We start from the raw sequence: 20,543 nt of genomic DNA, 5'->3' as shown, positions 1-20,543 counted from the left end.
ACATACCGTGCCATAAACTGAATATGCGTTCAACTCCCGTTTTCAGATCGCCCATGACCATATGGAATTACGGATATATTCAGTAAAATAATGGAATGTCATCGCTGCATGGGCGTTTAACGCACCACGAAACAGGCCACGCGGATGATACGGGCTGCCGCGGCGCGCATTCCTGTTGGTTCCTTGTTGAACGAGCGTTTCACTTTCCATGCGCCAGGTCGCAATCCTTCAAGAAAGTGACGGATTTATTATTTCGTAGACGCAATGTCTGAATGAACATTCAATCCACGCCGGGATCACCGGGCCCCGCCGCCTGAAGAATGGGATGACCAAGATGAAGCAGGCCTCGCGTCTTCTGACATGCCTCTTGACGACGGCCCTGGCGGTCCCGGCCATGCCGGCATGGGCGGCGGCGGCGTCCCCGGGCGGAAAGACGCGCGCGCCCGGCAAGGCCCGCGCCGTCGCGGCCGAGGCGCTGACGGTCAGTCACGCCCGTACCACGGCCCACGGCGCGACGGTGATTCTCGGACGACAGGTTCTCGATCAGTTCGTGCCGGGGACCAGCGCCGCGAAAATGCTGAGCCGGCTGCCGGGGATCAATTTCGTCTCGGACGATCCGCTGGGGACCGATAGCTGGGGATCGGCGCTGTATATGCGCGGCTTCACCCAGCAGCAGCTCGGCTTCGCCCTGGACGGCATCCCCCTCGGCGCACAGGATTTCCGGCCCTATAATGGATTGATGAGCACGTTCGCGATCTCGCCGGACAACATTGCCGCCATGGACGTCTCGCAGGGGGCGGGGGCGCTGGCCATGCCCTCGACGACCAATCTGGGCGGCGCGGTCGAACTGCGCAGCGTCGATCCGCAAATGACGCGCGGCGGCACCGTATCGCAGACTTTCGGCAGCAACCAGACCTACCGCACCTTCGTGCGCCTGGATACCGGCGTGCTGAACCGGTCCGGAACGCGCATGCTGGTGTCCTACGCCCGGGCGGACGGCCGGAAATGGAAGGGCAACGGCGATCAGTTCGACCAGCAGGTCAATGCCAAGGTGGTGCAGCCCATCGCCGGCGCCGGCAGGCTGACATTGTTCTTCGACTGGAACCAGACCATGCAGTTCGCCTACGCGGACCAGAGCCTGGCGATGCTGAAGGCGCTGGGCACGCGCAACGATTATTACTGGCCCTATTACAACCTGGCCTATCTGGCGGCGCAAGGGATCTATCAGCCCTCGCTCGCCGGGTTTTCGGATGCGATCGACGTGTCCTATTATGACGGGGTGACGATCGCCAAGGATTATCTCGGCGGGGCCACGCTGCAACTGCCGCTGACCGACCGCCTGGACTGGAATACGGTCCTCTACGGCCATGGCCAGCGGCAATGGCAGACCTGGACCAGTCCCTATACGCCCTCGCCCAACGGCGCGCCGTTGTCCGAACAGGTGATCGAGCCGCGCACCCAGCGATACGGCTTCACCAGCGCGCTCGACTATCAGCTCGGCATCAACAGGATCGAAGGCGGACTCTGGTACGAAAACGATCATTATATCTCGGACGAATTCCAGTACCCCGAACCGCTCCTGGGGCAGGGGGAACCGCTGGATGCCGTCAATGGCCGCTTCGGCACCCCGTTCCAGGAGAACTGGGGCATGGATTACTGGTCCAATACGGTGCAGACGCACCTGCAGGATACGATCCGTCCGACCCGCAACCTGGTGTTCAATCTCGGCTTCCGCTCGCTGGTGGTAACGACGCGGGGCGGCGGCGTGGCCAATGACGTCGCCTATAACGGACAGGAGACATTGCCCTATGGAACGCTGACCGCCGCCAACGGATTCCTGCCGGACTTCAGGGCCGACTGGCATTTTCTGCGGCATCACGAACTCTATCTCGACATCACGAAGAACATGCGCGGCTACGGCATGAGCGGCTATCAGTTGGGCTCGGCCTGGGGCGTCTCCAGCCAGCAGACCTTCGAGGCGCTGAAGCGCACGATCCAGCCCGAAACCGACTGGGTCTATGACCTGGGCTATCGCTATTCCGGCCGTCTGCTGCAGGGGTCGCTCAATCTCTATCACGTGGATTTTTCCAACCGGCTGCAGTCCCTGACGGCGGGAACGATCATCCAGCCGATCTCCACCGTGATCAATGTCGGCGGCGTCACGATGAACGGCCTGGATGCCGCCCTGACGCTGACGCCGCTGCGCGGGCTGGCGATCACCAACAGCGTCAGCTACAACCATGCCGTCTACGACAACAATATCACCACCCAGGGCACGACCTACTTCCTCAAGGGGCAGCAGGTCGTCAATTATCCGCGCGTCATGTACAAATCCAACGTGACGTACAATTTCCATGACGCGCAAATCCATTTCGACGCCGCCTATACGTCGCGGCGGAATTTCAGCTATGTCGGCGACATGTCGGTGCCAGGATTCTGGATGGCGTCGCTGGGGGCACGATACCGTTTCGGCGATTATCGGTTCCTGAAGAATATCACCGTGGATTTCAACGTCTACAACCTGTTCAATTCATCCTATGTCTCGCAGATGGGCGAGAACGGCAACCCGCTGTCCGGGGATTACCAATCCGTGCTCGTCGGCGCGCCCAGGCAGTATTTCGGGACGATCAGCACGAGATTCTGATATCCCGTCCGATTTGTAGGTTTGCGACACCATATGCGTGAACGGATGACGCATCCGTTCTAGCAATGGGATCGCTTGCGTGATCTCCTCTCCCCTGAGATGTGCTTCAGGAATATCGTTGCGTATTCGCATCATATTGGTGCCGGCGCCGGCGGCACGATGTCTCGCAGCGGGCGCCAGGCCTCGCCGATCGTCATATTTCAGCTCGGAAGGATATCGCGCAATCCGCTCCCGCCCCGATTTCCCGCAACTTGATCGATATCGGAACGGCTCAGGCCGCTGTCGGGAATCGTCTGCAATCTCATCATCCCTTTCCAGATCGTCGGTACGGTATCGATCCAATGGAGCGCGCGCATGATCGGATTCCGGTCTTGAACACAGGAACGATTTCGATGAAAAAGATCAGGATTCTCCCGGCATTCTATACGTTGCTCCTGGCAACGTCATCGCATGTGGCCTGGGCCGCGAAGAGGCACAAGGCCGATACCGCGCATCCCGCAGCATCGTCGCACCGTATGGACCGGGGTACGCGGCCTGCGCGCCGCATCGTCGCCGCGCGGCCCGAAACATTCAGCGTGGTGGGATTGCGCAAGGCGCGGGCGACATCGGTCGTGGTGGGGCAGGACCTGATCGCGAAATCCGTGCCGGGCACCAATCCGCTGAAAGTGCTCGCCCAGATGCCGGGCGTGATGTTCCAGTCCGACGACCCCCAGGGGCTGGATACCTGGTCCAACCAGTTTTACATGCACGGATTCTTCCAGAATCAGATCGGCATGACGCTGGACGGAATTCCGCTGGGTGATCAGGAATTCCACAGCATGAACGGCCTGAATTCGGTGGCGGCCATCAGTTCCGAAAATGTCGCGCGCATGGAAGCGACGATGAGCGCGGGGGCGGAAGATACCGCATCGACCAGCAATCTCGGTGGCGCGGTGGCGTTCCATTCCTCCGACCCCAGCCACAAGATGGGCGCGAAGATCGTCCAGACCTTCGGCAGCAACAATACGTTCCATACCTATCTGCGCGGAGATTCCGGCGATCTCGACGCCCAGGGATCGCGTTTCTACATGTCCTATCTGCGCAACGACATGGATAAATGGAAAGGCGGCGCCAATCAGTTCTCGCAGCAGGTCAACGCCAAGTTCGTCCAGCCGGTCGGAGAATCCAGCTCGGTCTCGGCCTATTTCGACTGGACCGATTTCGAACTCTACAATTACCAGGACATGTCCTTCGACATGCTGAAGAACGGCGGATATGACATAGACAATTTCATCGGAACGCCGAACGGCTATGCCAAGGCCTATCGTTCCGCGCTGTCGCTGAACGGCCTTCCGGGCGGCGCGCTGCCGCCGGGTTATACGAAAATGTCCGATCCGTGGGACGCATCCTATTATGACGGCGCGACGCTCGAGCGCGACTATCTCGGCGGCATGAATTTCCATTTCCTGCTGACGGACCGGCTGAGCTGGGACAGCGTCATATACGGGCACGGACAATATATGCGCGGCACCTGGGCCAGCCCCTATATGTCCTCGCCCAACGGGGCGCCGCTGTTCGACCAGATGACGCTCCAGCACAGCCAGCGCGGCGGCTTCACCACCGCCCTGCATTATGATGTCGCGCATAATCACATCAGCACCGGCATCTGGTACGAAGGGCTCCACACCGATATCGGCCGCTGGGCATTCCAGGAACCGTTGCTGGGGCAGGGATCGCCCGTCAACTCGCTGGGGTCGCTGCCCGCGCCGTTCGCGCGACTCTGGCGGGAACAGATCAACTCCAACAGCTTCACCGGCTTCGCCGAGGACACCTACAGCCCGCTGTCCAACCTGGCGCTGCATTTCGGCTTCCGCGCCCTGTTGCAGACGGCGCGGGCGGGCGACACGCAGAATCTCCAATCCTATACCGGCACCAACGCGCTCGCCTCCGGTTCGATCACGACCGCCAAAGCATTCCTGCCCCATATCAGCGCGGACTGGCATTTCCTCAGGCAGCACGAAGCGTTCTTCGATATCACCGAAAATGTGAAATCCTATCCGATCGCCGCCTACAAGCAGGGGGCGTCGCCCTTCGCGCTGAGCCAGAGCACCTTCGACCAGCTCCAGAAACAGGGCGGGCTGAAGCCGGAAACCGACTGGAACTACGCCGTCGGCTATCGTTTCACCGACCGGCTCGTGCAGGCGTCGCTCTATGCCTATCACACGGATTTCAAGAATCGCCTGCAACAGATCACGTCCGGCACGATCGTCAATCCGGTCTCCACCGTGGCGAATGTCGGCGGCGTGACCATGAACGGCATCGATGCGGGCCTGATCGTAACGCCGCTCCGGGGGCTGTCGATCTATAACAGCGTCAGCTACAACCACGCCACCTACGACGACAACCTGGCCGAGCCCGGCATCGTCTATCACCTCAAGGGTCAGCAGGTCGTGTCCTATCCGCGGCTGATGTACAAGAACAGCCTGTCCTACGCCTGGCGCGACTTCGATGCGCATTTCGACACGACCTATATGGGAACCAGGAATTTCAGCTATACGGGCGACATGAAGGTCCCCCATTACTGGCTGGAATCCCTGGGCGCGCGCTATCATCTGGGCAGGGGATACGGCGTCGCCAGGGACCTGACGTTCGAATTCAATGTCTACAACCTGACCAACGTCAAATACATCTCCACGATGGGCGAGAACGGACTGCCGATGACCGGCGATTACCAATCCTTCCTGGTCGGCGCGCCGCGTCAGTTTTTCGGCACCATCCGCGCGGGATTCTGATCCACTGTGCCGTCATGGGCGGCAATTGCCGGGCCGGACGGATCGCGCCTGATCCCGTTCGCGCCGGTATCGGAAGAGGCGGAGCACTCTGGTCATGCGCGAACGTCCCGATATCCTGATCCTGATGGCAGACCAGTTGAAGGCCGCCGCCCTGTCCGCCTATGGCGGCAGGGTGGCGAAGACGCCGCATCTGGACGCGCTGGCGGCCGGCGGCGTCGTGTTCGAAAACGCCTATTGCAACGTCCCCCTGTGCGCGCCGTCCCGCGCGGTCTTCATGAGCGGCCGGCTGGCGTCGCGGATCGGGGCCTATGACAACGCCGCCGAATTCCCGTCCCAGACGCCGACCTTCGCCCATCATCTGCGCCTGGCGGGTTACGAGACCATCCTGGCCGGCAAGATGCATTTTTGCGGCCCCGACCAGTTGCACGGCTTCGAAACCCGGCTGACGACCGACATCTATCCCGCCGACTTCAACTGGACCCCGGACTGGACGCGTTTCGACGAGCGGCCGGAATGGTACCACACCATGAATTCGGTAACCGAGGCCGGGCGGTGCGTGCGCACCAACCAGATCGATTTCGACGAAGAGGTCACGTTCAGCGCCCGGCAGAAACTGTACGACCTGGCGCGCGATCCCGATCGCAGGCCCTTCGCCATGGTGGTTTCGCTGACTCATCCGCACGACCCGTTCACCATCCCCGATCCCTGGTGGAGCCGGTATAGCGACGCCGAAATCGACATGCCCGCCGTCCCGGCGCAGGCCGGCGACCCGCATGCCGCCCGGCTGCATCATGTCAACGGCATGGCGCTGCAGCCGGTGACCGAGGCGCAGGTCCGCGCCGCGCGCCGCGCCTATTACGGCGCCTGCTCCTTCGTCGACGATGCGTTCGGCCGGATTCTCGGCACGCTGCGCGATACCGGACTGGACCGCGATACGATCGTGATCGTGATTGCCGATCACGGCGAAATGCTGGGCGAACGCGGCCAATGGTACAAAATGAGTTTCTTCGACGATTCCTGCCGCATCCCGATGATCGTCAGCGCGCCGGACCGTTTCGCCCCCCGCCGGGTGCGGGCCTGCGTGTCCCTGGTCGACCTGCTGCCCACGCTGTGCGATCTGGCGGACCGGTCCGATCTCCTGCCCGGCGAGGGCCGGTCGCTGCTGCCCTATTGCACGGGCCATGATGATGACGGGCTGGCGCTGGGCGAATATACCGCCGAGGGCGCGATCGCCCCGATCGTCATGATCCGGCGCGGGCAGTGGAAATTCGTGCATTGTCCGGCCGATCCGGATCAATTGTACGATCTTCGGGCCGATCCGCGCGAAATCCGCAACCTGGCGGCCGATCCGGCGCATCGCGCGCTGTGCGACGCCTTCCTGGCCGAAATCGGACGGCGATGGGACCTGGCGGGGTTGCATGCCGATGTGCTCATGTCGCAGCGCCGCCGCCGGCTGGTGGCCGAGGCACTGCGCCAGGGCGCGCCGCCCGCCTGGGACCATCAGCCCACGCGCGATGCGCGCATGCTCTATATCCGCAGCCACATGGACCTGGAAATCCTCGAACGGCGCGCGCGTTTTCCGGCGCCGGTCCGGCCGGACCCGGCGGACGGACAAAGCTGATGCGGGCGGCACGCGCCCTGCTGGCCGGCCTGGCGCTCCTGTGTGCCCCGGCGCCCGCGGCACCGGCCGCGCCCCCCGCCGCCAACCCAGTCGCCGCCAACCCGGTCGCCGACGCCCCGTCCTGCGTGCCGATCCGCCTTTCCGACGTCGGCTGGACGGACGCCGAAGCCGTCACAGCCGTCGCCGTGCGGCTGTTCGATGCGTTGGGGTACCGGCCGCAGGCCCCGATGCTGACGCTGACGATGACCTATATCGCCATGCGCGACCGGCGGGTCGACGTGTTCCTGAGCAATTGGGAACCGTCCGGCCATCTCGCGATCGCACCCTTTCTGGCCGATGGCAGCGTGCAGCGCATCGCGACCAATCTGTCCGGCGCGCATTACACGCTGGCGGTGCCCGATTATGTCTGGAACGCCGGATTGCGCGATTACAAGGATATCGCCGCCTGGGGCCGGCGGCTGGGCTACATGATTTTCGGGCTGGAAGCGGGCAATGACGGAAACGCGCTCGTCCTGGCCATAATCCGCGGCAACCAGTTCAATCTGGGCCGTTTCCGCCTGGTCGAAAGCAGCGAACAGGGCATGCTGTCGCAACTCGACCGCGACGTGCAGAGCCGCCGGCCGATCCTGTTCCTGGGCTGGGAGCCGCATCCGATGAACATGCGCTTTCCGATCCGCTATCTGACCGGGGGCGAGTCCGTGTTCGGGCCGGATGGCGGCGCCTCGGTCCATACCGTGATCCGCGCCGGCTACGGCGCAGCCTGCCCGAACGCGGTCCGCCTGCTGTCGCGCATCCATTTTACCATCCAGGACGAAAACACGATGATGCAGGCGATCCAGCGCGACCGCATCGACCCGTCCATCGTCGCCTGGCGCTGGCTGCGCGATCATCCGGCCGCATGGTCCGGATGGCTCGATGACGTCGTCACGCGTGACGGTCGCCCGGGGCGCCCGGCGGTGGCGGCAATGCTGGGGCGGCGGCCCGGGGGGTGATCGATCCGGTTTCTTCAGGGGCCGTCCAGAAACCGATCGATCCGTCCCACGACCGCGCGCGGCTGTTCCCAGAACGGATTGTGGCCGAGTCCGGGATAAATGGCCACCTGCGCGCCCGGCAGGGCGGCGATCAGGGTGCGGCGGACCTCCGGCGGCATGATCGGGTCCTTTTCGCCCCAGATCAGCAGGCAGGCCGCTTTCAGCCGGGCCAGGCCGGGCTGCGGATCGAATCCGGTCAGGCCCTGATCCAGCACGGCAAGCCAGACGGCGGCGGGGATATGCGCCGAATCCACGCGCTGGCGCCGGATGAAATCGGGATCGACCGGCGTCGGAGACGACCACCAGGCGCGCATGAAGGCGGAATCCGGATCGATCGGGTCGCGCAGCCGGCTGATGGGGGTGCGGAAATCGAAGGCGGCCCTGCGCTCGGCCCGCTCACGCGGGGTGGGCGCGGCGGCCGGCCCGCCGGTCGAGGAGACCAGCACGACATGCTTCACGCGGTCGGGCCAGTTTTCGGCAAAGACCTGCACGATCAGGCTGCCCAGCGAATGACCGACCAGGTCGGCCCGCTTCAGGCCGAGATGATCCATCAGCAGGCGGATATCCCAGGCGAAATCGACCAGGGCGTAGCAGCAGCCGGGCTTGGAAGAGCGTCCATGCCCCCGCAGGTCGACGATGATCAGCCGGTCGCGCGGCGAGAAGGCCCAAAGGGCGGGAAACCAGTCCCGCGCGCTGTCGGTATAGCCATGGACCAGGATCACGGGCCGCCCGTCCTCCGGCCCGATGGCGATGAAGGCCAGGTCGATCCCGTCCGGCAGCGAAACGGTCCGCCGGGCATCGTCGAACTGCGCCGGCGTTTCGGCACGGGGCGCCGCCGTGGGGACGGCCAGCATCGCCGTGGCCATCCCCGGGGCCATCCCCGCGACCGCCAGCGCGGCACGGACCAGGCTCGCCCGGCTCATGACCGGCGCGGCATGGCGATGGCGCGTCCGGCCCCCTCGGGGACCGGCAACGCGCTGTGCGCCGTCCGCAGCGCGGCGATGGCGCCGGCGACGGCCTGCGGGATCGGCGCGCTCCGTGCGCGCGCCGTATCGACATGGATCAGCATCTGTTCCGCCGTGGCCAGGGGCGCGTCGTCACCCGCCGCGGTCAGCTCGTGGAACAGATGCAGCCGCTTGCCGTCGGCGTCCAGGACGCGCGTCCGGACCATGATCGCCATGCCGCAAAGCGCCTGGCCCAGATGCCGGAGATGGGTCTCGACGGTGTAGAAACTCTGTCCGGCCGCGACATGGTCCGGGCCGGCGCCGATGGCGTCCAGGATGTGGTCGGTCGCCTCGCCGAACACCTGAAGATACCGGTGTTCGGTCATATGGCCGTTATAATCGATCCATTCCGGCGGCACGACGCCGTGCCAGCTTGCCGGTATGCCGTCCGCCCCCGGCTGGCCGCCCTGCGCATCGTCCGCGCGGCGGGCGGCGAAACGGTTCAGCGTTGCGCCCGCCGCATAACCCTGCGGACCGACGGTCGCCAGCGCGCGGATGACCTTGACCAGCGCCTCGTCGCGCAGGCGCTCCAATGCGCGAACCGTCATGCCGCCCGCCTGCTCGTCCGACTGGCCGGCGATGCGGTCGATCAGCGCGTCGGTCAGTTCGGGGGCGACCAGCCTGGTCCAGGGCAGTTGCAGCGCCGGCCCGAACTGGGCCAGGAAATGCCGCATCCCCGCATCGCCGCCGGCCAGGCGATAGGTCAGGAACGTCCCCATGAAGGACCAGCGCAACCCGGCGCCGTACCGGATCGCGTCGTCCAGTTCCGCCGTCGTCGCGACGCCCTCCTCGATCAGCCACAGCCCCTCGCGCCACAGCGCTTCGAGCAGACGGTCGGCTATGAAACCGTCCACTTCCTTGCGCACATGCAGGACCTGCATGCCGATGGCGCGATAGAAGGCCGCGACCCTGGCCTTGGTGTCCTCCGACGTCCGCGCGCCGCCGCAGATTTCCACAAGCGGCAGCAGATAGACGGGGTTGAACGGATGACCGACCACGAAGCGTTCGGGATGGCGCAGCCGCGCCTGCAGCCGCGTGGGCAACAGTCCGGAGGTCGACGAGGCGATCGGCACGGCGGCGGGCAGCAGGGCGTCGATCCGCTCCAGCACGTCGCATTTCAGCGTCTGGATTTCCGGCAGGCTTTCCTGGACGAAATCGGCGCCCTCCAACGCCTCTTCCAGCGTCGCGGCGATATGCAGCCGTCCTTCCGGCGGCAGGGCGCCGGGCAGCAGCCCGGCCCAGGCCGCGCGTGCCATGCCCAGAACGGCTTCGGCGCGGGCACGGGCGTCCGGGCTGGGATCATAAAGGACGGCGTCGCGTCCGTTCAGCACGAAGCGCGCGGCCCAGCCGGCGCCGATCACGCCGCCGCCGACCAGCCCGCAGCGTTTCGGGCCAAAATCCTGTCCGTTCATATCCTGTCCGCTCATCGCATCATCCCCGTTTCGTCAGCCCGAGCAGCCCGCGCACCGCCTGCGGTCCCAGGATCTCGACATTCATCGCGCCCAGGATCGTCGCCGCCCGGTCGACAAGCTGCGCATTGCTGGCCAGTTCGCCGCGCGAGAGATAGAGATTGTCCTCCAGCCCCACCCGGATGTTCGCGCCGACCATCGGCGCCAGCCCGACATAAGGCAGTTGGAAGCGGCCGAGCGAAAACATGCTGTAGACGCAGTCCGCCGGCAGCGCATTGACCATGGCATGCAGGGTCAGCAGGTCGTTGGGCGCGCCATAGGGCACACCCATGCAGAGCTGGATCATCAGCGGCGCGTCCAGCAATCCTTCCCTGAACATCTGTTTCACGAACACCAGATGGCCGGTATCGAACACTTCCAGTTCCGGCCGCACGCCCAGCGCCCGGACCTGCCGCGCCATGTCCCGCAGGATCGACGGCGTATTGACCATGACGTAGTCGCCCAGCGAGAAATTCATCGTCCCGCAATCCAGCGTGCAGATTTCGGGCAGCAGTTCGGCCACGTGCGCCAGGCGTTCGGTCGGGCCGGCCATGTCCGTCCCCGTGGCGTCGGGCGGCAGCGGGGACTCGCCGCCGCCCAGCACCAGGTCTCCGCCCATGCCGGCGGTCAGGTTGATGATCACGTCGGTATCGGCGTCGCGGATGCGCTCGACGACCTCGCGGTATAATGCAATGTCGCGCGCCGCCTTGCCCGTTTCGGGATCGCGCACATGGATATGCGCCACGGCGGCCCCTGCCTTGGCCGCGTCGATCGCGGCGGCGGCGATCTGTTTCGGCGTGATCGGCAACCCGGGATGGCTGGCCGCCGTGTCCCCGGCCCCCGTGACCGCGCAGGTGATGAACAGGCTGGTTTTCATGCAGGTTCGCCCTCGTGCCGACGGACAGGCATCCTGTCCGTCCCGAAGCGAGTGTCGCGCGCGGCGCGAGGCGCGTGCGTGACCGTTCCCGCCCTTTGCGTTGCGGTTTCGGTCGGATATCGTCACGCTCCATGACGTGCCGCGTCGGTTTCCTGCTGGTTCCCCGCTTTTCCGCGCTGGGGTTTCTCTGCGCGGCGGAACCGTTGCGCGTGGCCAACCGGCTGGCCGGGCAGGCGCTCTATCAATGGGACGTTCTCTCGCTCGATGGCCGGCCCGCCGTGGCGTCCAACGCGATGCGGATCGAGGCGGCGCGGTCGCTGGCGGACGCGGCCCGCGCCGACGCGCCGGCCCTGGACTGGCTGGTGGTCTGCGCCGGGTTCTCGCCGCTGGCGGGGCTGGCGCGCGCGCACGACCGGGCACTGCGCGTCCTGGCCCGGCGCGGCGTCCAGATGGGCGGGATCGATACCGGCGCCTTCCTGCTGGCGCGGGCCGGGCTGGGGCAAGACACGCCGATGACGATGCATTGGGAGGCACGGCCGGCCTTCGTCGAGGCATTTCCGGACTGGCGTGCGTCAGACGAATTGTTCGAGGATCATGGCGGCATCTTCACCGGCGCGGGGGGAACGGCATCGATCGACCTGATGCTGGCGCGTATCGCCGCCGCGCGGGGCGCCGGTTTCGCGCGCCGGGTGTCGGAACAATGCATCCATACGGTCATCCGCCGGCCCGACGCGGCGCAGAAGGCGCCGCAGCGCGGGCGGTCGCCCGCCCATAATCGGCGGCTGGCGCGGGTGGTCGCGCTGATGGAGCAGACGACCGACCGCCGCCTGGGCGTCGGGGAACTGACCGCGATCGCCCACTGCTCCGAACGGCACCTGGAGCGGGTGTTCCATCACGCGTTCGGCTGGGGAATGGCGGCGCATCACCGCAAGCTGCGCCTGGCCAGGGCACGCACGATATTGCGCGAGACCGACCTGCCGGTGACCGAAATCGCCGCCGCGACGGGCTTCGAAAGCCGATCGGGCTTCTCGCGCGCCTATCGCGACGAATTCGGCGTCCCGCCCGCCGCCGACCGGATCGAACCGTGACGGCCAGGCTGGAACCGCGCGGATGCTCTCGGCAGAAACCCGACGATCACGATGCGCGTCGCTTCCCCGCGCGCTTGCTGCGTGGCGAGGCACGTTCGGTCAGTTCGATCGCGCTGCGCAGGTGGCTGATCATCTCGGCCCTGGCAACGCCCTCGTCGCGCCGGACCAGGGCATCGACGATGCGGCGATGCCCCGCGATCGTGGCATCGACGGAATATTCCGGGATCGAAATCAGATGCCCCACCCGGGAAAACCAGATCTGGTCGTAGCTGACTTCCAACTGGCGGGCCAGCAGCCTGTTGTCGCCGCCCTTGGCGATCGCGACATGAAACAGGGCGTCGAACCGTTCATAATCATGGAACCGCTTTTCGCCGGCGGCCCTGTACTGCTCGTCCACCAGATGGACGATGTGCGCCAGGTCCGCATCGCTGGCGCGGCGGCAGCACAGCACCACGGTACTCGCCTCGATCGCCTCGCGGAATTCATACAGCTCCCGGATCCGGTCCACATGCGGCTGGACCACCATGTAGAACCGGCCCTTGCGCTCGATCAGATTGTCCTGGTGCAGCCTCTGCAGCGCCTCGCGCACGGGGGTCCGGCTGACGTCGTAGCGGTGGGCGATATCGCTTTCCTGAAGGATCGTACCGCCGGGCGTGCGGTTGCTGATCAGGTCCCGGCGCAGCGCGACATAGAGTTCCTCGCCGCTGTAATGGCCGCGCGGTTCGCCCGGGCTGTCCTCGGCCGGGGGCGCGGGCGGGTGTCTTTCCTTCATCGGCCGGCCTCGTTCATGTCTTCTGGAAAGGATGCCATATCCGCTAAAACCAGATGGCTGCCTGCCGTCAATCGCCGTTCAGGTGAAACCGTTCGAGCCGGAACGGCGCACGGGACGAGGCGCCGGCCTCGCCGGTCACGATCTCGGCCATCAGCTTGCCGGCCGCGGGGCCGATGCCGAAGCCATGGGCGGAAAAGCCGGTGGCCAGGAACAGGCCGGGATGCCGCGCCACGGACGACAGGATCGGCAGCGCGTCCGGCAGCACGTCGATCGTCCCGGCCCACGCCGCCGCAATGCGCGCGGCACGAAAGACGGGCATGTCCTGCTGCAACCGCGCGAAGGTGGCTTTCAGCGTGTCGCTGTCGGCTGCCGGGTCGCAGGCACGGAACTCTTCGAACGGATTGGGCCGGCCGGGGCCGAAGCGCCGCTCCAGCCACAGTTCGCGGAAGAAGCTGGCCCCCGCGCGCACCCGCAGCAACTGCTTCTGCTTCAGATAGTTCGGCAGGTACAGGCGCAGGAAACGCAGCGCGTCGGGCGTCACATAGGTCAGCGACGAATTGCGGCGCGCGACGGTATAGCCGCCATCGCGGCGGCGGCGCAGGCAGAACGCGGTGGAGGCCACGTTGGGCAGCGGGCCGTCCTCGACCGGCGTGGTGCGCAGGACCGAGGCGACCACCTTCAATTGCGGGATCACGATGCCGGCCGTCGCGCTCAGCCAGCGTGACCAGGCACCGGCGGCGATGACGACGGCGTCGGCGGCGACGGGGCCGGTTTCGGTCTCGACGCCGGTGGCCCGCCCGCCGCTGATGTCGATGTGCCGGACGGCAGTGCCCGCAAACAAGGCGGCGCCGGCATCGCGGACCTTGCGTTCGAGAAAGCGCATGGCCTGGTCGGGTTCGATGCCGGCATCGCCCGGCGCGAACAGACCGCCGGCCTGGTGACGCCGAAGCTGGGGCAGGGCGCGGGCGACCGCCTCGGAATCCAGTTCCCGCGTATCGAGTCCCCGGCCGCGGGCCTGGGCGAACCAGGCTTGCAGGGCCGACCACTCCGCTTCGGTCTCGGCAAGCGACACCAGCCCGCAGGGCCGAAAGCCGAAATCGCCCTCGGCCGCCCATCGGCGCCACAGCGGGCGGCTCTGCAGGGCCAGTTCCAGCTCGGCCATGTCCTGCCCGACGGTGCGCATCCAGCCCCAGTTGCGGCTGGATTGCTCATAGGCCGGAACACCCTTGTCGAGGACCGCGACCGACAGGCCGCGCTCCCGCAGGAACAGGGCGGTGGACAGCCCGATGATCCCCGCGCCGACGACGACGACATCATAGCGTGGTTTCGGGCGCGACGGCGACGTCATGACATGCGGGCTCCGCGTGCGTTCACTGGGCTCCATCGTGGCTGCGGATCCATTCGTATACCGGATGCCCATCACATCGAACCAACCTCTACATAACCTGTGTTTCAGCATACTGGAAGGGGAATGGACCCACCGGTTTTCACGCCGAATCTTCCTGCGTGAAAAGAATATTCGGCTGTTTTCCCCAAATTTCAAAGAATTTTCGGTCCATATTCAAAACGAGCTGGACAGGCAATATCGTTTCGGCCTAGCGTCGGTATGCTGAAACGCGATGATCCGGCGGATATCATGCCATCATGGGGTATTCGGCATACATTGGGTGCGCCGTGCGCCGCGTCGCGTCCCGACCATCTCCCAGGCAGTGGGGCGCCCTATGTCCGGTCTCAGATTCCGTTCCCTCAGCGTCACGGCGGCCGCGTCCGCGGGCGTCACGCTGATCGCCGCGACGGTTGCCAGCGTGACGGTAGCCCATGCGGCGGTCGCCGGCGCGCGGCCGCACCCGCTATCCGGCACGGCGCCCGTTACGGCGCGGGACGCATCGGCGCGGGCCCCGACGCACCGCCCTACGCCGAAACGGTCCCCGCGCGCCGTGGCGCCGCCAAGGCCCGAGGAAATCACCGTCAGCGCGCAGGCGTCGGCGACCGGCATGACCGGCGCGGTGCCGGGGGGCGGGCTGATGCCGCGGCAGACCGCGCCCTATGCCCGCAACACGATAACGCGCGACTACATCGCGGCGCAGTCCCCGACCACCAACGTGCTCAACCTGGTGCGCAACACACCCGGCGTCGTGGTCGCCACGGCGGATCCGACCGGGGCGACCGACCGGATGAGCGTGTCGATGCGGGGCATGAACCAGAATGAGATCGGCTACGAGTTCGAAGGGATGAACCCGTCGGACGTGCTGTATTACAGTCCGGCATCCTCGACCTGGGCGGATACGGAAAATATCGGATCGATCACGGTGTCGCCCGGCTCGCCGGACCTGATGGCGCCCACCTTCAGCGCGGTGGGCGGACTGATCAGCGCGACGATGCGCAGCCCGTCCCCCAAGGCGGGCGGCCTGGCCGACTTCACCTTCGGCGGCAACGACCTGGAGCGCGAATTCATCCGGGGCGAGACGGGCGAGATCGGGCATTCCGGCTTCCGGTCCTACGCGTCGTTTTCCAACACCACCGCCACCAACTGGCGCGGCCCGGGCGGCCTGAATCGCTGGCACGTGGATTTCAAGGGCGAAAGGACATGGGGCGACGGCAACAGCATCTCGCCCTTCATGTCCTACAACGACGTCACCGAAAACCTGTATACCTACCCGACGCTGGCACAGTGGCGGCAATACGGCGATTCCTACAACTACGCGCCGAATTTTACCGGATCGAACACGGATTATTACAAATTCCACCAATATGAATGGCGTCACGCGCATGCCGGCGTGCAGGCGCATCTCAACCTGGGCCACGGCCTGGCCCTGGCCGTCACGCCCTATCTCTATGACGTGGACGGCACGCTGAACGGCGCGACGGCGCTCAGCCGGACCGGCAGCTATCTCGGCAGCGAACCGGCGGGCATCCTGCAATTCCCGCCAGGGGCGGGCGGCCGGGTAAGTAATCAGGCGGCGGCCGTGTCGGTCGATCATTTCACCGAATCGACGTTCGGCTTGAACACGGCGCTGACATGGACGCATCACCATAACGCATTGTCGCTCGGCTACTGGTATTCCTACGTGAACTATACCGAGGACCCCTCCTATTCGCTGCCCGGGGCCAACGGGCAGGCGGCCAATCTGTGGGGGCGATATCCCGTGCTGACCCAGGACGGACGGCGGCTGCTGCAATGGAATGCGCATGTGATCCAGCAACTCAACGCGCTGACGCTGCAGGATACCTATCGCGCGCTGGACGACCGGCTGACCGTCTCGGCCGGGCTCAAGGCCGTGATGATGACGCGCATGGCGACCAACCTGATTCCGGGGGCGACCTACGCGACCGGGTTCAGCGATTTCCAGCCTCTGCCCCGCGTCGCGATCAGCTACCAGGCCACGCCGCACGACCAGGTCTATGTCAACGGCACGACCGCCTTCCGCGAAGCTGCCGCGGTAACGCCGTCGATCGACATGTTCAGCGTCGCGACGGGCAGGATGACCAGCGCGCATTCCAGCGACATCAAGCCGGAATATTCGATCGCCGAGGAAATCGGTTTCCGCCATTACGGCGCGTTCAACCTGACCGTCTCTCTGTTCAACTATAATTTTACCAACCGCCAGGTGACCAGCAACCAGCTCGTCAACGGCACGACCATCACGTCGTCGCTGAATGGCGGCGGCCAGACGACGCGCGGCGCCAGCGCCGAATTCAGCCTGCCGGCCTGGCATCATGTCGCGCCCTACCTGTCGGGCCAGTATCTGCATGCCACCATCGACAACGACATCGCGGCCGGCGGCGACTATTTGCCGACCCGGGGCAAGAGCGCGGTCCTGACGCCGACCTTCATGGGATCGATCGGCCTGTCCTATGACGACGGGTCTTTGTTCGGGAATTTCTCGTTCAACTACGTCGATTCCCAATACACCACCTTCATGGACGACCAGAGCATGCCGGCCTACAAGACCGCGAATGTCAGCCTGGGGTACCGCCTGCACAGCGTGGGCGCCCTCAAGCGGCCGCAGATCCAGCTCAACCTGATCAATGTGGGGGATGCACGTTATCTGTCCGGCGCATGGGGCCTGACCTCGAACGCGGTCGCGACGCGCGGCATCTATGGACACATGGTGGCGGCCAGCCAGCCGACCTACATCACCGGCGGCAAATTCTCGGGCGTCGTCTCGCTGACGACCGGCTTCTGACGGTGGCGGCGACGGCGGCTCCGGCGACGGTCCGCGACGCGGGGCAGGCGCGCACCATTCTGGCGACCGTCCTGGGCGGGGCGCTGGAATGGTACGACCTGCTGCTCTACGGGCTGTTTTCCGTCACCTTCTCGCGCCTGTTCTTTTCGAGCGGCGCCGGCGGGGCGCGGCCTCTGCTGCTCAGCCTGGGCAGTTTCGGCGTGGCGTTCGTGGTGCGCCCGCTGGGGGCGGCCTGGCTGGGGTCCTGGACCGACCGGCATGGCCGGCGCAGCGGGCTGATCCTGTCATCGGCATTGATGACGATCGGCACCGGGGCGGTCGCGCTGATTCCCGACAGCCGGTCGATCGGTCCGGCGGCGGGATTGCTGCTGGTGGTGTCGCGGTTGCTGCAGGGGTTCGCGGCGGGCGGTGAATTCGGCAGCGCCTCGGCGATGCTGGCGGAACGCGATCCGGCGCGGCGCGGATTCTACGCCAGCCTGCAATGGTCGGCATCCGGCTTTTCCGTAACGCTGGCGGCATTCCTGGCGTGGTGCGTGCATCATTTCTTCTCGGACCGCCAGATCGATGCGGGGGCGTGGCGCCTGCCGTTCCTGTTCGGGCTGGTCATGGGGCCGTTCGCCACCTGGCTGCGCCTGCGCAGCGCGGAATCGGCGGTTTTTTCCCGCCGCGAAAACCACACCCCCCTGCGCGAGATCATGCGGGGCGACAAACGGCGTATGATCCTGGCGATCGGCACGGTCGGGCTGGGGGCGACCGGCAGCGCGCTGAACGTCTACATGCCGACCTATGCCCGCACCGTCCTGCATCTGTCGGAAACCGGGTCGCTGTTCGGAACGGTGGTGTCCGGCATTCTGTCGATCGTCCTGCCGCCGGTCTTTGCCGGCCTGGGCGACCGAACGGCGCGGCGCGGGCTGATGATCACGGCGGCGACTATCGGCGGCCTGGCGGCCTGGCCGCTCTTCGCGTGGCTGGCCGCCGCGCCGTCGGCGACGCGGCTGATGCTGGTACAATCGGTCTTCATCGTCTGCATCTATGGCGGCTACTACGCGTCGGTGCCGGCGCTGATGGCGGACCTGTTCCCCGCCCGCAACCGGGCCAGCGCCATCGCGCTCAGCTATGCCGCAAGCCAGCTCCTGTTCGGCGGCTTCACGCCGCTGCTGCTCTCGCTCCTGACGCGCCGGTCGGGCAACCTGCCGGCACCCGGCCTGTACCTGCTCGCCATGTCGGTTCTCAGCATCTCCTGCCTCTGCCTGGCGGGCCCGTCGATCCGCGACGGCGCGGCGCGAAGGTCGACGTGACGCCGCTTCTTCAGTCAGGCAGGTCGGGCGCCGTCATTCCCGGAAGGGACAGGTCGGAAATGGAGGCCGTGCAATGCGCCTCGAACCGTTCGAGCAAGCGTGATTTCCGGATCGTCTCCAGCGTCGCGATCCCGACCACCATCGGCCGATGATCGCCCGCCAGCCTGACCCGGACGACGCGCCGTCCATCCAGGGCGAGATCCGAACGAGGCCGCACATTGGCTAGCGTGTAGCCATATCCGTTGGCAACCATCGTGCGCACCACCTCCTGATGCGAAGAACGGGAATACATCTTCGGTTCCAGCCCCTCGCGAAAGAAGAGCCCGAAGAAATATTCGCGGCTCAACGGCAGGTCGAGCAGGATGAGCGGCTCGTCCGCGAGTTCGCGAAGGGAAACCTCTTCGCGGCCCGCGAAGGGATGCGCCGCGCTGACCAGGATATGGGGTGGCAGGCTGGCGAGGGGCAGGAAACTGATGTCCTCGGGAATCTGGAGGTCATAGGTGATGGCGATGTCGATCTCGGCGCGCTTCAGCCTTTCCATAAGCTGTTCGTGATCGGCCTCGAACTGCCGGATTTCGGTGGCCGGATAGGCGGACATGAACCCGTGCGCGAGTTCCGGCATGATCATCGGCGCCAGGGTGACCATGGCGCCGACCGTCAATTGGCCCCGCACCTGGTCCGTGACCTCGGACGCGGCGGCATAGAGTCCTTCGGCCATCTGGATCACCCGCTTCGCTTCCGCGACGAGCCGGCGCCCGGCCGGCGTCAGCGACAATCCCTGCGCATGATGGCGGATGAAGAGCTGAACGCCGAGTTCCTGTTCGAGATGGGCGATCGCAGTAGAAATCGAAGGCTGGGAGATCGAGAGTTTCTCCGAGGCATGTCGGATCGACCCGGCTTCGCCTGCCGCGATGAAATATTCGAGCTGACGAAGCGTATAGCGCATGCCGTCTTTTATACCATCGCACGCCGACAGGCGAGAGGCCGCGCTCAGTCCTTGTAGTCGGGCTCCTCCCTGTCGAGGATCAGCTTCATTTCCTCGAAATGGCGGATGGAGAAATCCGTGATGCGCTCCCAGTCCCCGGCTGTCTTTTCCGCGACGTCGTCGGCCAGGACCGAAAGCGGCCTGCCGGTCGAATAGGCCGTGACGAGTATCTGGCAGGCCCGTTCCAGCGTATACATGTCGTCGAAGGCTTCGCCGACGGTGCGGGCGACGACCATGACGCCGTGATTGCCCATCATCAGCCGGGTCCTGTCGCCCATCAGCGCCGCGAGGCGGGCGCCCTCGGCCGCGCTGTCGGCCATGCCGCCATAGTGCCTGTCGATCGCGATTCTTCTGAAATATCGGGCCGTATTCTGGTCGATCGGGGGAATGACGGGATCCTGCAGGGTCGCGATCGCCGTGGCATGGACAGGATGCAGGTGCATGGCCACCCGCGCGCGCGGGTTGATCCTGTGCAGTTGACCGTGAATGGCCCAGGCGGTCGGATCCAGGTCGCGGCTGTCCGCATCGCCCGGCTGCCGCGCATCCACCACGATCAGGTCGCGCGCGCGTATCCTCGAGAAGTGCCGCCATTTCGGGTTGATGAGAAAGCGCGTGCCGTCTTCGGAAATGGCGGCGCTGAAATGGTTGGCGACGGCTTCATGCATCCCCAGGCGCGCCGCGATGCGCAGGGCGGCGGCCAGATCCACCCGCACGCTCTGTTCGTTGTCCTGGCTCAAGACCGCCTCCGCGGGATGGTTTCCCTCATGACGGAGGCAGCGTAGAATCGTGATGTCTATCGGGTAAAGATTGTTTTTTT

16 protein-coding genes are annotated in these 20,543 nt (G+C 65.6%); 7 read left to right on the top strand and 9 right to left on the bottom strand.

Annotation, left to right across the window (positions count from 1 at the left end):
• Positions 1-42: 42 nt before the first annotated feature.
• Entirely contained in the window at positions 43-210 is a 168-nt protein-coding gene (locus tag AAC691_RS13350) for a hypothetical protein (RefSeq protein ID WP_342627255.1), read from the bottom strand.
• Between the two features lie 115 nt (positions 211-325).
• Here AAC691_RS13350 and AAC691_RS13345 point away from each other — a divergent pair, with 115 nt between their 5' ends.
• On the top strand, positions 326-2,644 hold the full coding sequence (locus AAC691_RS13345; protein WP_342627254.1) for a TonB-dependent receptor domain-containing protein: 2,319 nt from the start codon (positions 326-328) through the stop codon (positions 2,642-2,644).
• A gap of 200 nt (positions 2,645-2,844) precedes the next feature.
• Here the strand turns inward: AAC691_RS13345 and AAC691_RS13340 are convergent, their stop codons facing one another.
• Positions 2,845-3,000: a hypothetical protein gene (locus AAC691_RS13340; protein ID WP_342627253.1), complete on the bottom strand. Its 156-nt coding sequence runs from the start codon at positions 2,998-3,000 to the stop codon at positions 2,845-2,847.
• A 36-nt stretch (positions 3,001-3,036) separates the two neighbouring features.
• On the opposite strand from AAC691_RS13340, the gene AAC691_RS13335 reads away from it, so the two are divergent.
• The 3 genes from AAC691_RS13335 (at position 3,037) to AAC691_RS13325 (ending at position 8,028) form a co-directional block, all read left to right on the top strand.
• Positions 3,037-5,415 carry a TonB-dependent receptor domain-containing protein gene (locus AAC691_RS13335; RefSeq protein WP_342627252.1) on the top strand — a complete coding sequence of 793 codons (2,379 nt, stop codon included), beginning with the start codon at positions 3,037-3,039 and terminating at the stop codon, positions 5,413-5,415.
• Between the two features lie 94 nt (positions 5,416-5,509).
• The gene (gene betC / locus AAC691_RS13330; protein WP_342627251.1) at positions 5,510-7,036 is read left to right on the top strand and encodes a choline-sulfatase; all 1,527 of its coding nucleotides are present in this window, start codon (positions 5,510-5,512) and stop codon (positions 7,034-7,036) included.
• Positions 7,036-8,028 (top strand): glycine betaine ABC transporter substrate-binding protein, encoded by a 993-nt coding sequence (locus AAC691_RS13325; RefSeq protein WP_342627250.1) that lies wholly within the window; start codon positions 7,036-7,038, stop codon positions 8,026-8,028. Before betC ends, AAC691_RS13325 begins: the two co-directional genes overlap by 1 nt.
• 14 nt (positions 8,029-8,042) lie before the next feature.
• Here AAC691_RS13325 and AAC691_RS13320 read toward each other — a convergent pair whose 3' ends face one another.
• From AAC691_RS13320 to AAC691_RS13310, 3 genes are read right to left on the bottom strand one after another with little or no spacing between them, the layout of a single operon-like run.
• The gene (locus AAC691_RS13320; RefSeq protein ID WP_342627249.1) at positions 8,043-8,990 is read right to left on the bottom strand and encodes an alpha/beta hydrolase; all 948 of its coding nucleotides are present in this window, start codon (positions 8,988-8,990) and stop codon (positions 8,043-8,045) included.
• Positions 8,987-10,498, bottom strand: coding sequence for a carnitine 3-dehydrogenase (locus tag AAC691_RS13315; protein ID WP_342627248.1), 1,512 nt, complete (start codon positions 10,496-10,498; stop codon positions 8,987-8,989). The genes AAC691_RS13320 and AAC691_RS13315 overlap by 4 nt, the downstream gene beginning before the upstream one ends.
• Positions 10,499-10,502: 4 nt before the next feature.
• Positions 10,503-11,396, bottom strand: a complete 894-nt coding sequence (locus tag AAC691_RS13310; RefSeq protein WP_342627247.1) for a 3-keto-5-aminohexanoate cleavage protein — start codon at positions 11,394-11,396, stop codon at positions 10,503-10,505.
• 131 nt (positions 11,397-11,527) lie between these two features.
• Between AAC691_RS13310 and AAC691_RS13305 the strand changes: the two genes are divergently transcribed.
• Entirely contained in the window at positions 11,528-12,484 is a 957-nt protein-coding gene (locus AAC691_RS13305; protein WP_323989491.1) for a helix-turn-helix domain-containing protein, read from the top strand.
• 46 nt (positions 12,485-12,530) lie between these two features.
• Here the strand turns inward: AAC691_RS13305 and AAC691_RS13300 are convergent, their stop codons facing one another.
• Entirely contained in the window at positions 12,531-13,256 is a 726-nt protein-coding gene (locus tag AAC691_RS13300; RefSeq protein ID WP_342627246.1) for a GntR family transcriptional regulator, read from the bottom strand.
• Between the two features lie 67 nt (positions 13,257-13,323).
• The gene (locus AAC691_RS13295; protein ID WP_342627245.1) at positions 13,324-14,604 is read right to left on the bottom strand and encodes an FAD-binding oxidoreductase; all 1,281 of its coding nucleotides are present in this window, start codon (positions 14,602-14,604) and stop codon (positions 13,324-13,326) included.
• 373 nt (positions 14,605-14,977) lie between these two features.
• On the opposite strand from AAC691_RS13295, the gene AAC691_RS13290 reads away from it, so the two are divergent.
• Entirely contained in the window at positions 14,978-17,443 is a 2,466-nt protein-coding gene (locus AAC691_RS13290) for a TonB-dependent receptor plug domain-containing protein (RefSeq protein ID WP_342627244.1), read from the top strand.
• Positions 17,444-17,445: 2 nt separating this feature from the next.
• Complete coding sequence (locus tag AAC691_RS13285; protein WP_342627243.1) at positions 17,446-18,741, top strand: MFS transporter; 1,296 nt, start codon at positions 17,446-17,448, stop codon at positions 18,739-18,741.
• 10 nt (positions 18,742-18,751) lie between these two features.
• Here AAC691_RS13285 and AAC691_RS13280 read toward each other — a convergent pair whose 3' ends face one another.
• Together AAC691_RS13280 and AAC691_RS13275 are read right to left on the bottom strand one after the other, a co-directional pair.
• Positions 18,752-19,687, bottom strand: a complete 936-nt coding sequence (locus AAC691_RS13280) for a LysR family transcriptional regulator (protein WP_342627242.1) — start codon at positions 19,685-19,687, stop codon at positions 18,752-18,754.
• Positions 19,688-19,731: 44 nt separating this feature from the next.
• Positions 19,732-20,463: a class II aldolase/adducin family protein gene (locus tag AAC691_RS13275; RefSeq protein ID WP_342627241.1), complete on the bottom strand. Its 732-nt coding sequence runs from the start codon at positions 20,461-20,463 to the stop codon at positions 19,732-19,734.
• Positions 20,464-20,543: the final 80 nt, after the last annotated feature.

This window comes from Nguyenibacter vanlangensis, from assembly GCF_038719015.1.
GTDB classification, from domain to species: Bacteria; Pseudomonadota; Alphaproteobacteria; order Acetobacterales; family Acetobacteraceae; genus Gluconacetobacter; species Gluconacetobacter vanlangensis.
Note: the sequence above shows the minus strand (reverse complement) of the source record. Positions and strands in the feature narration are given on the sequence as shown.

Bases quoted from the DNA above. Each gene is read 5' to 3' on its own strand.
- AAC691_RS13305 (WP_323989491.1), top strand. From the start codon at position 11,528: ATGACGTGCCGCGTCGGTTTCCTGCTGGTTCCCCGCTTTTCCGCGCTG.
- AAC691_RS13335 (WP_342627252.1), top strand. From the start codon at position 3,037: ATGAAAAAGATCAGGATTCTCCCGGCATTCTATACGTTGCTCCTGGCA.
- AAC691_RS13310 (WP_342627247.1), bottom strand. From the start codon at position 11,396: ATGAAAACCAGCCTGTTCATCACCTGCGCGGTCACGGGGGCCGGGGAC.
- AAC691_RS13350 (WP_342627255.1), bottom strand. From the start codon at position 210: ATGGAAAGTGAAACGCTCGTTCAACAAGGAACCAACAGGAATGCGCGC.
- AAC691_RS13320 (WP_342627249.1), bottom strand. From the start codon at position 8,990: ATGAGCCGGGCGAGCCTGGTCCGTGCCGCGCTGGCGGTCGCGGGGATG.
- AAC691_RS13280 (WP_342627242.1), bottom strand. From the start codon at position 19,687: ATGCGCTATACGCTTCGTCAGCTCGAATATTTCATCGCGGCAGGCGAA.
- AAC691_RS13295 (WP_342627245.1), bottom strand. From the start codon at position 14,604: ATGACGTCGCCGTCGCGCCCGAAACCACGCTATGATGTCGTCGTCGTC.
- betC (WP_342627251.1), top strand. From the start codon at position 5,510: ATGCGCGAACGTCCCGATATCCTGATCCTGATGGCAGACCAGTTGAAG.
- AAC691_RS13300 (WP_342627246.1), bottom strand. From the start codon at position 13,256: ATGAAGGAAAGACACCCGCCCGCGCCCCCGGCCGAGGACAGCCCGGGC.
- AAC691_RS13345 (WP_342627254.1), top strand. From the start codon at position 326: ATGACCAAGATGAAGCAGGCCTCGCGTCTTCTGACATGCCTCTTGACG.
- AAC691_RS13290 (WP_342627244.1), top strand. From the start codon at position 14,978: ATGTCCGGTCTCAGATTCCGTTCCCTCAGCGTCACGGCGGCCGCGTCC.
- AAC691_RS13325 (WP_342627250.1), top strand. From the start codon at position 7,036: ATGCGGGCGGCACGCGCCCTGCTGGCCGGCCTGGCGCTCCTGTGTGCC.
- AAC691_RS13315 (WP_342627248.1), bottom strand. From the start codon at position 10,498: ATGAGCGGACAGGATATGAACGGACAGGATTTTGGCCCGAAACGCTGC.
- AAC691_RS13340 (WP_342627253.1), bottom strand. From the start codon at position 3,000: ATGCGCGCGCTCCATTGGATCGATACCGTACCGACGATCTGGAAAGGG.